The 16,078-nt window shown below is 38.0% G+C and carries 13 protein-coding genes and 1 pseudogene; 8 read left to right on the top strand and 6 right to left on the bottom strand.

Features of this window, described 5'->3' with window-relative positions:
- Positions 1-91 precede the first annotated feature (91 nt).
- From BBP83_RS05065 to BBP83_RS05055, 3 genes are all read left to right on the top strand, one after another.
- On the top strand, positions 92-754 hold the full coding sequence (locus BBP83_RS05065) for a hypothetical protein (RefSeq protein ID WP_245669713.1): 663 nt from the start codon (positions 92-94) through the stop codon (positions 752-754).
- Between the two features lie 120 nt (positions 755-874).
- On the top strand, positions 875-1,954 hold the full coding sequence (gene serC / locus BBP83_RS05060) for a 3-phosphoserine/phosphohydroxythreonine transaminase (RefSeq protein WP_068886323.1): 1,080 nt from the start codon (positions 875-877) through the stop codon (positions 1,952-1,954).
- A gap of 1,206 nt (positions 1,955-3,160) precedes the next feature.
- Positions 3,161-3,367 carry a hypothetical protein gene (locus tag BBP83_RS05055; protein ID WP_068886322.1) on the top strand — a complete coding sequence of 69 codons (207 nt, stop codon included), beginning with the start codon at positions 3,161-3,163 and terminating at the stop codon, positions 3,365-3,367.
- Positions 3,368-3,578: 211 nt separating this feature from the next.
- On the opposite strand, the gene BBP83_RS15575 is transcribed toward BBP83_RS05055, so the two are convergent.
- The 3 genes from BBP83_RS15575 to BBP83_RS05045 form a co-directional block, all read right to left on the bottom strand.
- Positions 3,579-3,713, bottom strand: a complete 135-nt coding sequence (locus BBP83_RS15575; RefSeq protein WP_281181002.1) for a hypothetical protein — start codon at positions 3,711-3,713, stop codon at positions 3,579-3,581.
- The gene (locus BBP83_RS05050; RefSeq protein WP_068886761.1) at positions 3,706-4,920 is read right to left on the bottom strand and encodes an MFS transporter; all 1,215 of its coding nucleotides are present in this window, start codon (positions 4,918-4,920) and stop codon (positions 3,706-3,708) included. Before BBP83_RS05050 ends, BBP83_RS15575 begins: the two co-directional genes overlap by 8 nt.
- A 150-nt stretch (positions 4,921-5,070) precedes the next feature.
- Positions 5,071-6,219 (bottom strand): OmpW/AlkL family protein, encoded by a 1,149-nt coding sequence (locus BBP83_RS05045; protein ID WP_068886321.1) that lies wholly within the window; start codon positions 6,217-6,219, stop codon positions 5,071-5,073.
- A 445-nt stretch (positions 6,220-6,664) separates the two neighbouring features.
- On the opposite strand from BBP83_RS05045, the gene BBP83_RS05040 reads away from it, so the two are divergent.
- Entirely contained in the window at positions 6,665-6,844 is a 180-nt protein-coding gene (locus tag BBP83_RS05040; RefSeq protein ID WP_068886320.1) for a hypothetical protein, read from the top strand.
- A 46-nt stretch (positions 6,845-6,890) separates the two neighbouring features.
- Here BBP83_RS05040 and BBP83_RS05035 read toward each other — a convergent pair whose 3' ends face one another.
- Positions 6,891-8,327, bottom strand: coding sequence for a sensor domain-containing diguanylate cyclase (locus BBP83_RS05035; protein ID WP_068886319.1), 1,437 nt, complete (start codon positions 8,325-8,327; stop codon positions 6,891-6,893).
- Positions 8,328-8,455: 128 nt separating this feature from the next.
- Complete coding sequence (locus BBP83_RS05030) at positions 8,456-9,235, bottom strand: A1S_2505 family phage non-structural protein (protein WP_078055408.1); 780 nt, start codon at positions 9,233-9,235, stop codon at positions 8,456-8,458.
- A 173-nt stretch (positions 9,236-9,408) separates the two neighbouring features.
- On the opposite strand from BBP83_RS05030, the gene uvrB reads away from it, so the two are divergent.
- From uvrB to BBP83_RS05010, 4 genes and pseudogenes are all read left to right on the top strand, one after another.
- Positions 9,409-11,430 carry an excinuclease ABC subunit UvrB gene (gene uvrB, locus BBP83_RS05025; protein ID WP_068886317.1) on the top strand — a complete coding sequence of 674 codons (2,022 nt, stop codon included), beginning with the start codon at positions 9,409-9,411 and terminating at the stop codon, positions 11,428-11,430.
- 147 nt (positions 11,431-11,577) lie between these two features.
- Positions 11,578-12,165: a lipocalin family protein gene (locus BBP83_RS05020; protein WP_068886316.1), complete on the top strand. Its 588-nt coding sequence runs from the start codon at positions 11,578-11,580 to the stop codon at positions 12,163-12,165.
- A 126-nt stretch (positions 12,166-12,291) separates the two neighbouring features.
- Positions 12,292-13,224 (top strand): annotated as a pseudogene (rarD, locus tag BBP83_RS05015) (EamA family transporter RarD).
- Between the two features lie 308 nt (positions 13,225-13,532).
- On the top strand, positions 13,533-14,990 hold the full coding sequence (locus BBP83_RS05010) for a glyceraldehyde-3-phosphate dehydrogenase (RefSeq protein ID WP_068886315.1): 1,458 nt from the start codon (positions 13,533-13,535) through the stop codon (positions 14,988-14,990).
- A gap of 114 nt (positions 14,991-15,104) precedes the next feature.
- On the opposite strand, the gene BBP83_RS05005 is transcribed toward BBP83_RS05010, so the two are convergent.
- Complete coding sequence (locus tag BBP83_RS05005; protein WP_068886314.1) at positions 15,105-15,965, bottom strand: SDR family oxidoreductase; 861 nt, start codon at positions 15,963-15,965, stop codon at positions 15,105-15,107.
- Between the last annotated feature and the right edge of the window lie 113 nt (positions 15,966-16,078).

Below are 16,078 nucleotides of genomic sequence, written 5' to 3'. Positions count from 1 at the left end.
TGTTTATATTTTGATATGAAAGGAAAGCTGTAAAAAATAAATTTATCGATTATATTGTATACAGCTCACTGTATTGTTTAATAAATATAAGATGAATTTACAAGCCAAATCACCAAATATTTTTGCAGACTCTTGTTCACTCGATGAAGCCTATGCTCTTTTTTATCAGAAAAATGGCTTTGGCCCAATAGTGGGTGATCGTGAGCCGTTGACCGTCGGTGTATATACTGGTTGTTTAATTGTTCCTATGCCCAATATTGGGGTGAGACATAAATACTTAAAATATCACGATATGCATCATATTTTAACGGGGTATACCGTAGGGCGTATTGGTGAAGGAGAGATCAGTGCTTGGGAATTGGGTACAGGCTCTATGTTTCGCCATCCTATTTTAGGAATTATGAACTTAATCGCGCTGTCTACAGGCTTTTTTTTAACACCCAAACGTATGATACAGGCATATCGGCGAGGTTTAATCAGTGCCAATACTTATGATTTAGCAACACGGCAGTGGATAGACCTGCATGGCGAATCGTCTATCTCTGAATTAAAAAAAATGAAATTAGAATATAAACCATCTGTATTTTTACCATGGTTAAGATGGTTGGAATTTACGATTTATATCGGTTTTGCACTGTTGATTCACAGCATTGTGGTAATTCCTGCTCTAATATTGAGAATCGTCAGTTATTTACTGGCAGGCGAACCTTTTATTGAAATTATTAAACCAGCCAAAAGATCAGATCTTTATTGACATTTTGACTTTAAATGTCCGACAGCATTGAAATATTTTCAGGATAAATTACTGCAGCAATAGGTTATCTGTGGTTAAATGCCATGATTTTATTGTGCTTCACTTTGAAAGGAAAAACTCATGCGCGCGTACAATTTCTGTGCTGGCCCTGCTGCATTACCTACTGCCGTTTTAGAAAAAGCCCAAGCTGAAATGCTCGATTGGCATGGCAAAGGTCTTTCCATTATGGAAATGAGCCATCGTAGTAAAGATTATGTTGCAGTTGCAGAAAAGGCTGAAGCAGATTTACGTAAGCTCATGAATATTCCAGAGAATTATAAAGTACTGTTTTTACAAGGTGGTGCTTCACTTCAATTCTCTGCAATTCCTTTAAATTTGCTGGGTAAAAATAATAAAGCAGATTATATCCATACGGGTATTTGGTCAGAAAAAGCAACCCAAGAAGCACAGCGTTATGGCGACATTAACGTGATTGAAGCGGGTACAACACTCGATGGTAAGTTGGCTATTACAGATCAAAGCACTTGGAATTTATCTGATGATGCAGCCTATGTGCATTATGCAGAAAATGAAACAATTGGGGGAATTCAGTTTGCCCATATTCCAGAAACAAATAAACCTTTAGTTGCTGATTTATCTTCAAGTATTTTATCTGCACCAATAGATGTGTCTAAATTTGGTCTAATTTACGCAGGTGCGCAAAAGAATATTGGCCCAGCAGGTTTAACTTTGGTCATTATCCGTGATGATTTATTAGATCAAGCCAAAGCTGAGATTCCAAGCTTGTTGAAATATTCAGCGCAAGCAAAGAATGAATCTATGGTAAATACGCCTGCAACTTATGCATGGTATTTGTCTGGTTTAGTCTTTGAATGGTTGCTTGAACAGGGTGGTATTGACGCAATTTATCAAGCAAATTTAGCAAAAGCTGAATTGTTATATGGTTATATTGATTCAAGTGATTTTTATGCCAATCCAATTGCTAAACCCAACCGTTCTATTATGAATGTACCGTTTACTTTGGCAAATGCAGATTTAGATAAACAGTTCTTAAAAGAAGCAGAAGAAAATCATTTGTTGAATCTTGCGGGTCACCGTTCTGTTGGCGGTATGCGTGCAAGTATTTACAACGCCGTGCCTTTAGAAGGCGTACAGGCTTTGGTTGATTTTATGGATGACTTTGCTAAACGCAATGCATAAGTTTTAAAATCTAATAAAGTAAAAAACCCATCTTAACGATGGGTTTTTATTGCTCTAAATAATTAGAGAATAAAGGTATGGAGGAAATAAGCGCACATCAGCATACCTAATGTAAAAAAGAAGCATGCCATCGGTTCAATATGATACCGAGAGATAAGTTGATGTTCGACTTGCTGTAAGTTTTCTTCTTGCACGATTTTCATAGATATTTATTTTCCGATCTATTTATCGTTAAATCATATTTGTTATTTGCATTTTTATCATAAAAAATCGATTAAATAAAGTACTATCTAAGCAAAACTGATCAAACCGTTCAATTTATTGAAATAGAATTTATCAGTTTTTTAAACTTATGGTTTTTTAGTGATTTAACTCACTAAATGAGTGCTTTAAATCTGAATACTGACAGACGCTTTATTATTCTTATCCATAAATTTTGAATTTAAATTTGTGGATAAGTGTCTTTAAGTTCGAATTTATAATGCCTAATTCAAAGTATGTGTTGTGGCTGAAATTCTCTATCCATCATTCTGACGATAAACTCAATTTATATCTTGCTATGAATTAACATCGGTATGTACAAAAAAAGAATATTTAAAATGATTAAAAAAAGATCTAAAAATTTGAGCATCTATTGAATATAAAGAGCACCAAGATTAAATAAGAGAAAGAATTTTTTATTAATGTGAAAGAATGAATGTAGTGATGTTTACTTTAAAATTTTTTATATTCAAATGCTTATGTTTTTAATTGGAATGATTTGAGAATTATTTAATTTTAGTTTCAATATTGTATGCTTTTTTAGCTAAACTTCAATTGTATTTATTTTGGTCAAATGTGCTGAAGTGTTAAACCCCCTTGCCAAGAAAAAGAATCACGACTATATTAAAACTACAGTAGGTCGCAACATAAAGACGCTACGATGTAGTTGGACGGATCAATGACAGCTAATTGAGTCATAAACTTCGGTTAAGACAACAAATCAGCACTAGCCTTCCAACATAGAGCTCGCAGAAATGCGAGCTTTTTTAATGTGGAAACGTATCGTTTTGTCATACAATTTACATCAGTTGATCATATCTTACTGATCTATAATTATTCTAACTACCTAAGTTTACAATGCCAAAAAATCTAACACTTTTTAAGAAGGTGTAAAGAGTGGCCTGTGCTATAAAAAATAATTCATAAATAAATAGAGTAATAACCATGACCATAATAATTGATATTAAAGTTAAGGACCAGTTTAGTCAGATTTTAGATGCAAAAGCACTTTTACGTCTTAGACCAGAATCACTTGAAGTGTTCAATCGTATTGAACATATTGTGATTGATGGTGAAGTTATATTGCCAAGTATTGAGCTTTTGTTTGAAAGTCAAAATTCATCTAGTATTTATAAAGTAGTTGAAGTTTAAGGATGAATTTGTCTTCGGACAAAAATTCTGTCCGAAGCAATTTTATCAGGGTTGAATGAAATTCTTATCACTATGTAATTTTTCCAGTTCAAGCTACTTTAATAAAGGTCTTTTAAACTGAAATTGACATCATAACATTCACACTTTTTTCTAATCTTAAATATTAAAAACAAAGTCCGATAACGACTGAGAAATATCAAAAAATTAAGCATTAATGTGCGCAAAAAGCTTGGTTAAAATAGTCAAAAAGTTCGGGCGTTCGAAGCCACAAGGCAATGGCGATAATAAATAATAGGAGGATAGCGCCAGTAATGGCTAGTTTTAAGCCCAACATAGAATCAGTCATGAATGACATGCTCCTCTGTAACAAAGAAATGAACCAATACGCCACATACACTTAAAATAATTGAAACGGCCCAAATCATATTGTAATTACCTGTCATATCATGGTTTACACCACCCAACCATCCACCAAAAAATGACCCGACTTGATGGGTGAAAAATACAATGCCACTGAGCATGCTTAAGTATTTTACCCCAAACATATTGGCCACAATACCATTGGTTAGAGGCACGGTAGCCAACCATAATAAGCCCATAATGACGCCAAAAGCATAAATTGTCCATGTGCTTAAGGGCAACATTAAAAAGCCAATAATGGCAATGCCACGCAAGCCATATAACCACATGAGTAAATGCGGTTTAGAAAATTTCCCACCTAGCCAACCTGCGCTATAGGTTCCAATAATGTTAAATAAACCAATTAATGCCAAAAAGATTGTACCTGTCGTTGCCGTATAACCATGGTCAATTAAATAGCCGGGTAAATGAAGACCAATAAAGACCACTTGGAAGCCACAGACCAAAAAACCTAAAGCTAAGAACCAAAACGGTTTATGATTTTTGACAATGATTAAAACATCTTTAAAGCCTAAGTTTGGTTTACTTTCTGCTGAATGAGCATTTGGCGCGACATACATGGGTGCTTTAAGCATCCATGCCAATGGCACAATTAAAGCCACTAAAATGGCACTCACGACCAAGGCAGCTGACCAGCCAAAACTCTGTAAGAGCAAGAGGGTAGAAGGCAACATAATGAATTGGCCAAACGACCCAGCTGCACTGGCAATACCCATGGCCATGCTTCGCTTTTCTGGGGGCGCTGCCCGTCCAACAGCTGACAGTAATACGGGAAAAGAGGTTGCTGATAGTGCCAGTCCTAAAATTAATCCTACACTTAAATTCAGCATCCATCCTGTAGAGCTAACCGCCATGAGCAATAGCCCCAGACTATATAAAAGTCCACCAACAGCGACAACAACTTTACTGCCGTATTTATCGGCAAAAGCCCCCGTAATGGGTTGAACTGCGCCCCAAATTAAGTTTTGCATGGCAATGGCAAGGCTGAAGACATTGTGTCCCCAACCAAATTCGTGGCTCATGGGAACAAGATAAAGTCCGAATGCATGACGTACTCCCAACGATAATGCCAAAATGATGGCACTTCCTATCAGCATATAAATGAGAGGTTTTGAGAATCGAGAGTCGGTCATTGGGCTGTCCATGCGCTATGTTGTGCGCCTATGGTATTCGATTCATTCTATGAAAACGATTAAATAATTTTAACCAAGTAATAAAATTTTGTTATGTGTAAGCCATAAAAAAAGACGACGGATGTCGTCTTTGCTAGTTATGGCGATATTTTAGAAACGTATTCCAATACCTGCATATGCAAGAATCGGGTTAATTTCAATATCTGCTTGAGAGCGGATTAACTCACCGTGTGTATCATCTGAAACAGTAATGGTCGTGTCATTTTTCATATGTGCATAAGACACAGAACCGACTGCAAACCATTTGTCATTAAAGTCGTAAGTAAAGCCAACGGTCGCAATGGGAGCAAAGGTGTCGGATGCTTCTAAGTCAACTTTAGGATTGGTACTACTTGGTTTTCCATCCAAAGCAGCACCTGCTTTGCCATCTTTAATATTTGCAATCATATGACCAGCAGCAATCAAATCTTGTTCAGTACGTGGATTAATTTTCAACTCATTGAAATAGGCATACATCATCCCAAAACCGACATAAGGGCGGAATTTATTCACGCCTGTTTTGCCAAAGTGGTACTGAAATTCAAATGCAGGTGTCCATGCGCGTGCCGTTGCAGCTGGCCCATATGCGCCTAAGTCAGTAATCTCAATACTTTTTTTGAGGGGAAGGTCACCTAAAATAGCACCAATACCTTCTGGTGTTGCAATACCGCTGAGGGGCGCATAAATTTTCCCTTGACCTTGCAAGTCCACTTTAGGAGGAATACCTGCTTTCATTTCAAATGAAATATTATCGGTAAAGAAATAATTGGTCATGATGCCTAATGTTGTCACATCATCGGCTTCAAGCCCTGTGCCTGCATTATCCCAATCTGAAAGCCCATATAAAGTCGCTTCGCCAGCAATATTGCCTTTCAAATATTGTTGACCATCGTTCCCTTTGTATGAAATGAGCCCTTGATTAATAATTCCAAGATCTAAAATAGTGGTTTTTTCAACATCTAAAAGACCTTTTAAAATGCCTTTTTTTGTAGATGCGCCATTTTGGGATTCATCAATAGCATCAAGTACAGACGTAGCTTGAACATCACCGACTTTCGATTTTGTTCCTTCATTAACGGCAGTATTGACATGAAAGGGTTGAGCTTTGCCTTGAGGCATAACATGCAATGCACCGACAGAGACAGAAAAGCGTTTAAAACCATCGCCATTTTTTAAACTAAAATAAGGTGAATTGGTCGCATGACTCATAATGGGTAACGTAGCTATAGATACAGCTGTGCAAAGTAAAATTTTATTCATTCAGGACTCCATGTCCAATATATTGATTTGATATTTTTTTTAGAGGCCAATTATGAGAATGAAAAATGGTGAACATTGTTATTTAAGGCAGAGAATCTGGTGTACTTTCTGTAAAAATCTAAGAAATATACTTCAAATACGTACTTTATTTTTTAGTGTTCTGTAAAAATCATTACAATACGTTATGAAAAGTTGATGGTCGATCGCCGTATATTTTTTGATATTTTTTGATATTTTTTGATATTTTTTGATATTTTTTGGGTTTTTTGATGCATATTCCAACTTGCGTGAACATCTATACGATTTTTCTTATCGGTGAAAAATTGTACGGTTTGATGAGTCAGAATAAGGAATTAAAGGTCTGAAAAAGGCATTTTTCGTAAAGCATTTCACATGCAGGCTATTTTTTTTGTACAATAGCGACAGTTTTGATTGAGTAAATCACATGAATACGCAAAATCCTCCCAAAAAAAAGGCTGTAGTGAAACTTCCGTTTCCTATTGCATCTGCTGATCAGGCACAGCAAGATTCTGTGCATAATCAGGTACGTCCGAAACCAGAAGGCTATGCTGACCGTACGTGGATGCCTCCGCGTGGTACACGTCGCTCTATGGGCAAGCGTTAATAAGAAACCTGCATTTGCAGGTTTTTTTATGTTTGATTCGGATGATTTAAAGCGGTTTTAGACGCATATAATAGGCCTTTTTTTGCAGATACATTGCCGCATCAGCCCGTTTTAATGTGTCTTCAATTCTTTCACCTAAGGTTGAGCTTGCATGCCCAAGCGATAAGCTGATGGGGATAGTAGAATTATATTGATTATCTATATACATGAGCTCATGCAAGCTATCTAGACAGTTTTTTAATGAAGGCTCATCTGCATTTGGCAATAAAACCACAAACTCATCTCCGCCAATTCTAGACGCAGTATATTGGGTGTTTTGAATGAGTTGGTTCAGGACATTGCCCATACGTCTGAGTAATTCATCTCCTGCATCGTGTCCATAAAGGTCATTTACTTCTTTAAGGCCATTTAAATCGATAAAGATACAAGAGATTGGACGTTGCATACTTCGTTCTAGACGATTAATTTCTTCGGTATAAAAAGTACGATTATAGAGTTTTGTAAGTACATCGTGCTTGCCTAAATATTCTAAATAATTTTCAGCTTTTTTGCGTGCCGTAATATCCACCAAAGCAACTTGAACGGTACTCCATGTGTCCTCAAATCCAGGGAAAACGGTAAATTGTAAAAGCACGTGGCGAATACTGCCATCTAATGCATAATTGACTGCTTCATGTTGATGGTGGATTTTACCATTCCAAAGGTCTAGTAGCTGGCAGCGAAAGGTTTGGGTCATTTCATGACTAAAAACTTTATGTATATTTTGAAGCAATGTGGCTTTGTCCGTAGCGCAAAATAAATTCAGCGTCGCTTGATTGACATCTGTGATGATAATTTCTTTGATGCATTGCTGAATAAAATCAGGGTGTACATCTAAAAATGTAGTGAAATCTTCAATTCCAATTTTTTTAAGCTGATCTAAGCGCGTTTTAATACTGCTGAAGTCTTCAACCCAAAGGGACGTTGGTGAGAAGTTAAAACGAGACTCGGCAAGTTGACGGTTTTTTTCTTCTAGCCGACAAGCATCGCGGTAAGGGGTAATGTTTTCAGTGCTGATGAGTACTTGAGACCAATCATGCTCGTGCTCTGGCAAAATTATACAACGGAGCTGAATATCAAGGCGCTTGCCATTGAGCGTGTAATTAACGGCTGTATTACTAAAATGTGTTTTTCCTTCCCATAACTCAACCAGCTCATTAATATGGGTATTGAGCATATCTTGTTGGAAAATTTGATCTAAATTTTCACATAAATGATTAAAATGATGGGCTTCATACAATTCTAAGGTACGGGCATTCACATTAAGTATTTTAATTTTTTGGGTGCTTTCAACCACTAGAGATGGATTTTCAAATAAATATTGCCTTAAGTCTTGCACCCCTTGCTTACGCCAAGTGTCCAGTTGTTTTTTGATGTCACTGAAGTCTTCAAGCCATAAGGGAATTGGCGATATATTGAAAATGGGATTGTCATTCAGCATCATTTCTGGGCTCTGTTTCTGGGTATTTTTTCGGAAGTGAAAGATATAATTTTAATATAATGTGATTTATCTCTCAAAATAACCGAAATAAATAAAAAAACCAATCAATTCTGATTGGCTTTTTTCATGTGCTATTTACGGGAGTGGTTGGCGGGTTTGGGTGGGGAGATTTCCCGTTTACCTAGCCAGACATCGGCAAAATCTGTTTCATTAATATTATACAATTCAAGTAGAGCTAGAATCACGCTTCCATAGATCGCAGCGCCTTCAGCAGGATTTTGCCAGTCAAAACCTTTATTTTGCAAGGTGTGCAGAATATCTTGTATTTCGAACGTACGATCACGACCATTGCTGTCGGTTGGATAAATTTGTGTATTTAAAATAATTTTGGCTGCACTTTTTTCATTTTCAGATAAATCTAATGGGGCAATAACATCATCATCTTGTGCAGAAAAAATGACAGGATCGGTAAAAATAGTTTTTAAAAAGTGTTGTGTTAATTTGGGTAAGGGTTTTTCGACAAAAGGGCGGAATGAAGCAGGAAAAATCACGTTATGTGAAATGCCTTTAAACATAGGCGCAATTTCTTCGACTTTATAACCTGCAACGCCACAACCAACAGAGGTAATAAAATATTTGGTTTTAGGATGGTTCTTGGTATAAATTTTAAAATCATCAATATAATGCTGAATTTGCGACAATGGCATTTGTTGTAAATGTTCATTCATGGTTGGAATCGCAAAGCTTTGTCCAGCCCAGCCACGCCCGACACCTTTCATTGCACCAAAATTTTCTAGTGCGGTACGGGCAGCACCACCTGCATGTGTTCCAGCCATATTGCTACCAAATACAAAAACCGTATCTTCGGGTAAGCTTTTGATGATGGTTTCGTCATGATAATGGTAAGTCATAGGCTGTGCTACTGTCGTAATCTTGTCCATTCATGTTGCCGATGAATGGCGGGCGGGTCAAGCGAAAACAAAATTCATCTGCCTGAAACTACGTAAAAAATTACAATGAGGGGCATGGTGCAGTTCAGAGTCTGTTAAAATACGGGGTTCGCAGAAACGTGAGTGAAGTGCCCGTGTCAGAAAAGTTGCCTTTTGAATTAGTGACCCATTATCAGCCTGCGGGCGATCAGCCTCAAGCCATTGAAAAATTAGTAAAAGGCATAGAAAAAGGTTATCACGATCAGTTGTTGTTGGGCGTGACTGGTTCAGGGAAAACTTACACCATGGCCAATGTCATTGCACAGACGCAACGTCCGACCATTGTCATGGCACATAATAAAACGTTGGCGGCACAGTTGTATGGCGAATTTAAAGCATTTTTTCCCAACAATGCTGTGGAATATTTCGTAAGTTATTACGACTATTATCAGCCTGAAGCCTATGTGCCATCTTCGGACACATTTATTGAAAAAGATTCTTCGATTAATGATCACATTGACCAGATGCGCCTTTCTGCGACGCGCTCATTACTGGAACGTCGTGATGCTATTATTATTGCTTCTGTCTCTGCAATTTATGGTTTGGGTGACCCTAATGCCTATATGAGCATGTTGCTTCATATTGTGCAGGGGGATGTCTTAAACCGTGACGATATTATCCGTCGTTTGGTTGAAATGCAGTATAGCCGCAATGAACTTGAGTTCTTACGCGGGACATATCGTATACGTGGCGAAATTATTGATATTTTTCCTGCCGAATCTGACCAACATGCCATTCGTATAGAACTGTTTGATGATGAAGTTGATTCTATTCGTTGGTTTGACCCGCTGACGGGTAAAATGGTTCGTAAAGTACCTCGTGTGACCATTTATCCAAAAAGCCATTATGTAACACCAAAAGATCATTTAACTCGTGCCATTGACACCATTCGAGACGAATTGAAGGATCGTTTAGAATTTTTTCGCGCCCATGATAAATTGCTGGAAGCACAGCGGATTGAACAGCGCACACGTTATGACTTAGAAATGATGCAACAACTGGGTTATACCAACGGGATTGAAAACTATTCACGGCATTTATCGGGCCGACCTGCGGGCGAAGCACCACCGACTTTATTTGACTATTTACCAGACGATGCCTTACTGATTATTGATGAGTCACATGTGACCGTGCCACAAATTGGCGCCATGTATAAAGGTGACCGTTCACGTAAAGAAAATTTGGTCAATTATGGTTTTCGCTTACCCAGTGCGTTGGACAACCGTCCAATGAAATTCGAAGAGTGGGAGCGCATTGTTCCGACCACGATTTATGTCAGTGCAACACCAGCCAAATACGAATTAGAAAAGTCGCAACAGATTGTTGAACAAGTAGTGCGTCCAACAGGGTTGATTGACCCTGAAATTGAAATTCGTCCAGTATTGACCCAAGTTGATGATGTACTGTCAGAAATTAATAACCGCAAAGAGTTGAATGAGCGAGTGCTTGTCACGACTCTAACCAAGCGCATGGCGGAAGATCTGACTTCTTATTTAAAAGAATATGGCGTTAAAGTCGCTTACTTACATTCCGATATTGATACGATGGAACGTACCAAGATTATTCATGAATTACGTTCAGGTGTACACGATGCCTTAATTGGCATTAACTTGCTACGTGAAGGATTGGATATGCCAGAAGTGTCTCTGGTGGCGATTTTAGATGCCGACAAAGAAGGCTTTTTGCGTTCCGAACGTGCGTTGATTCAAACCATTGGTCGTGCTGCACGTAATATTAATGGTAAAGCCATTTTATATGCAGACCGTATTACCGATTCTATGCAAAGAGCCATAGATGAAACGGATCGTCGCCGTGCGAGACAAATTGCATTTAATGAAGAGCATGGCATTGTGCCACGTAGTGCAGTACGTCAAGTGACAAAAGATTTAGATGATGGTGAGGTACTCAATGATGATGAAATTGAAACCAATATTTCAGATCAATCACGGGCATTGAGTGCAGACGAACGACATTTATTGTCCGATCCAAAATTACTGGCGAAACATCTCTCTAAGTTGGAAAAAGAGATGTTGAAAGCATCGAAAGAGCTACAATTTGAGCAAGCAGCGCGTGTGCGTGATGAAATATTGCGTTTAAAGGCACAGATGCTTCTTTAGCTTGAATGATAGTTTTGTGTTGTGTGTAATTTACAAGGTATTGAAAACCATTACAGAACCTAGACAGTCAGGACGTTTTTTACACGTTATTTTAATTGATCGCTTTTTATTACAGCGTGTGAACGCGACAGTAAAGGTACTTAAATTATGACTGCAGAAAACCTTCCAAAAGCAGGGTATAAATTGGCAAAAATTGCCGTGGGTGGTGTTATTTTATTGGGCTTGGCTGCCACGACTATGGTATATGCTCAGGCAAAACCATTGCATGTGGCTGACAAGGTTGAGCTAGATAAATATTTAGGGGTTTGGTATGAAATTGCCCGCAAACCGATGTCTTTTCAAAATCAATGCGATAGCAATGTCACTGCAACCTATACCTTCAATGAAAATGGCAATGTACTAGTGGATAACCGCTGTACGATGAAAGACGGTCAGCAAAGTCATGCAATAGGCGAGGCTTTTGTTCAAAATGCACCCTTTAATACCAAGCTTAAAGTAAGTTTTTTACCAGAAGCCATTCGTTGGTTGCCAGCAGGGCGTGGTGATTACTGGATTTTAAAAATTGACGAAAACTATCAAACCGTTTTGGTCGGTGAGCCTAGCCGTAAATACATGTGGGTGCTTTCACGAGACCCTCATCCAGACCCGCGCGTTGTGAATGAATATTTAGATTATGCAAAATCTGTAGGTTATGACTTGAAAAATTTAATCCGCACCAAACATACTGTGAAATAAAATTTGATGCTTTATTGGAAAACCATGCTTAGGCATGGTTTTTTATTTGTTAGAATAGGCACAAAATCTACTTGAAAATTCAAGTATTAAATACCTGTAAAAAACAAAGCTAACCAGAGGTGAAAGATGTATAAGGGCGTTGCATTGTCTATTTTGGCATCCATCACTTTTGGCGTGTTATATTTTTATACCCAGTTTTTAAAGCCTTTAGACAGTGAACAAACTTTTGCGTGGCGCATGTTGGCAACTTTGCCATTTTTAACCCTATTTATGTGGTGGTCTGGCGACTTAAAGTATATTACAGAAATCTTTAAACGAATTTTTAAACAGCCTTGGATGTTTCCTTGGCTTATTTTTAGTTCTGTATTGTGTACATCACAGCTTTGGTTGTTTTTGTGGGGGCCCATCAATGGAAGAGGTTTACAGGTCTCTTTAGGCTACTTCTTATTACCTTTGATTATGGTATTGATAGGCTGTGTGCTTTACAAAGAAAAGTTAAGTCGTTGGCAATGGGCTGCCGTGATTTTGGCCGTGCTTGGCGTTGGTCATGAGGTATGGCGAATAGGGAGTATTGCATGGGAAACTTTGTACGTCGCCTTTGCCTATCCACTGTATTTTTTCATGCGTCGTCTATTGAAAACAGATCATTTAGGTGGCTTTTGGTGGGATCTATTTTTGATTCTTCCTGTCGCGGTTTATTTGGGCTTCATTTACAGCGATAGTTTGGTTTTAATACAAAATTATACGCATTTGATTTGGGCAGTAGTTGGCTTAGGTTTTTTCAGTGCATTAGGCTTGGGGAGTTACATCTTATCAAGTCGTTATTTACCTTTTGTTGTTTTTGGCCTATTGAGTTATTTAGAACCCGTTTTATTGGCCTTTGCTTCAATTGCTTTGGGTGAGCGAGTAGAAGCGACAGAATGATTGACTTATATTCCAATTTGGTTGGCAGTGGTATTGTTGGTGATTGAGGGAGTTTTACATGTTATGAAACAAAAACGTCAGGCGAAAGTATTGAAAGCAAATATTGAACAAGTACAGAAACGTTTAGATTCATAATAGGCTTAAAACCCAAATTGATGAGCTGATTCCACTTTAGGTGATGAGTATCATCATTTTAATTTATATCCTTGTTGGATAAAGGAACAAATAGATTAGAAAATATAAAAATTACATTTAATTGATAATTAACATTTTATAGATGATTTTATAAAATCATTACAAGTATTTTATAAAATAATAGTGAATATGTAGGAAAATAGACTCCTTAAAATTAGGTTTTGGATTCTATATTGCCGATAATTCCATTACAATTGTCGGGTTTTGAAATTTATGCCTAGATTTACAATTAATTAGAGGACGTATCTGTGAGCAAAGACACTATAGTTGCCCTACATGCAGAGCACCAAGGTCGCTGGAAAAACCGTGAAGAACTTGCGGAACGTATGATTGCCCTAATGGGTCAGTTATACCGTGAAAAAAACATTGTCGTTACAGTTTACGGTCGCTCATTAATTAACCGCTCTGTAATTCAAATCTTGAAAGCGCACCGTCGTACACGCGTACTCGATGTTGAACTTTCAGTTGTGAATACTTTCCCAATTCTTGAAGCATTGGCTAAAGTAGAGAACATTGGTACAGGTGAAGTTGATTTAGGTAAACTTGCTGTTGAATTTAAAGAAAAAGGTGGCGACATTGATGCATTTGTTGCAGACGCTGTTAAATCTTTAAAAGGCAATGCTGCAGAAGTTGAACTTAAAGATGTCGTTCTTTACGGTTTCGGTCGTATTGGTCGTATTTTAGCGCGTTTGATGATTAGCCAATCTGGTTTAGGTCGTGGCTTAAACTTGAAAGCAATCGTAGTTCGTAAATCATCTGATGGTGATTTAGAAAAACGTGCTTCTTTACTGCGCCGTGATTCGATTCATGGTCCATTTGCAGGCACAATTTCTGTAGATGAAGAAAACGAAGCAATTATTGCAAACGGTAACTTCATTAAAGTAATTTACGCGTCAAACCCTTCTGAAGTAGATTACACTGCATACGGTATTAGTAATGCACTTGTGATTGATAACACGGGTAAATGGCGTGATTCAGAAGGTCTTGCACAACACCTTCAATGCCCAGGCGCTGCACGTGTAATTTTAACTGCACCTGGTAAGGGTGAGATGAAGAACGTTGTATTTGGTGTGAACCAAGCTGACATTCTTGATGAAGATAAAATCATTTCTGCTGCAAGTTGCACAACTAACGCAATTACACCAACACTTAAAGTATTACATGACAAATACACAGTGTTAAATGGTCATGTTGAAACAGTTCACTCGTTCACAAACGACCAGAACTTAATTGACAACTACCATAAAGCAGACCGTCGTGGCCGTGCTGCAACATTGAACATGGTGATTACTGAAACTGGTGCAGCGAAAGCTGTTGCTAAAGCGCTTCCGGCACTTCAAGGTAAGTTGACAGGTAACTCTGTACGCGTACCTACACCAAACGTATCTCTTGCTATTCTAAATCTAACTTTAGATAAAGAAGTCGATCGTGAAGAAGTGAACGAATATATTCGTCAAATTTCAATTGGTTCAAGCCTTCAAGGTCAAATTGGCTATACAAATTCTACAGAAGTTGTATCGTCTGACTTTATTGGTTCACGTACTGCGGGTGTATTTGACGCGCAAGCGACAATTACTGCGGGTAACCGTTTAACTGCATATGTTTGGTACGACAACGAAGTAGGTTATAGCTGCCAAGTGTTGCGTATTGCTGAACAAATGGCTGGCGTGAGCTATCCAAAAGTTCCTGCGGAAAAAAACGCTTAATTTGTTTGTAAGATAAAAAAGGGCTTCTTTTGAAGCTCTTTTTTTATATCTATTTAAAGGTCATTTAAGATTTTATGGAGACTTCTAGGAGGTATCATGGAGTGCTGATTTGTTTTATGAGGCACTTAAAGCCGTTCTAATTTGAGCCAAAATAGTTGTGCTTGGGTGGCCAATTAGGTTTTCTAGCTCTTGACTGTCGCTAAACATAGCACCTTTAGCTGTTTGAATATCGGCATCGACGATTACGTGAACTAATTCTGCGGGTAAGCCTGCATGTGTTAAGCCTTGGCTAAGTTCTTCGGCAGTTAAGTTTTGGTAAATAACATCTTTCCCTGAAGCTAGACTGATAAACTGTGCTAAATCGGCCTTAGTAAAGCTTTCGGAACCGGCTAATTCATAAATTTTGTGGTCATGTCCGGTTGAAGATAAAACTTTAGCAGTGGCCTCTGCATAATCTGCACGTGAGGCAGAGCTAATTTTTCCATCTTGAGATGCGCCATACACCACACCGGATTCTACGATTTGAGCGATCCCAGTCAAATAGTTGTCGCTGTACCAGTTATTACGTAAAAAAGTATAGTTTAAGCCACTGGCTTGAATCAGCGCCTCAGTTTCACGATGTTCTTGTGCTAAGCCTAAAGGCGAGGTGTCTGCATGCAACAAGCTAGTATAGGCAATATAGGGCACGTTTGCTTGTTTTGCTGCCTCAATGACCGCTTTGTGTTGAGGTGTACGTCGACCAATTTCATTGGCAGAAATTAGTAATAATTTATCAATACCAGTCAGGGCAGGCACTAAGGTTTCAGGTGTATCATAGTCAAAATGGCGTAGTTCAATACCTTGTTTTGCGAAAGATTCAGCTTTACTTTGGTTTCTAACCAATGCGACGATTTGAGTTGCTGAAACTGTTTTCAAAAGTGCTTGAATGACCAATTGGCCCAGTTGACCTGTTGCACCTGTAATTGCGATTTTCATGATTTATTCCTCTAGATCTGCTTATAAAATATACTTGATGGTGAAATCATAATCTGATAACTTACTAAATGTAAGTACGTACCAAAAAGTTAGTTTGTTACGCATTGGAGAGA

Source organism: Acinetobacter celticus, assembly GCF_001707755.1.
Lineage (GTDB): Bacteria > Pseudomonadota > Gammaproteobacteria > Pseudomonadales > Moraxellaceae > Acinetobacter > Acinetobacter celticus.
This window is presented reverse-complemented; position numbering and strand designations above follow the sequence as displayed.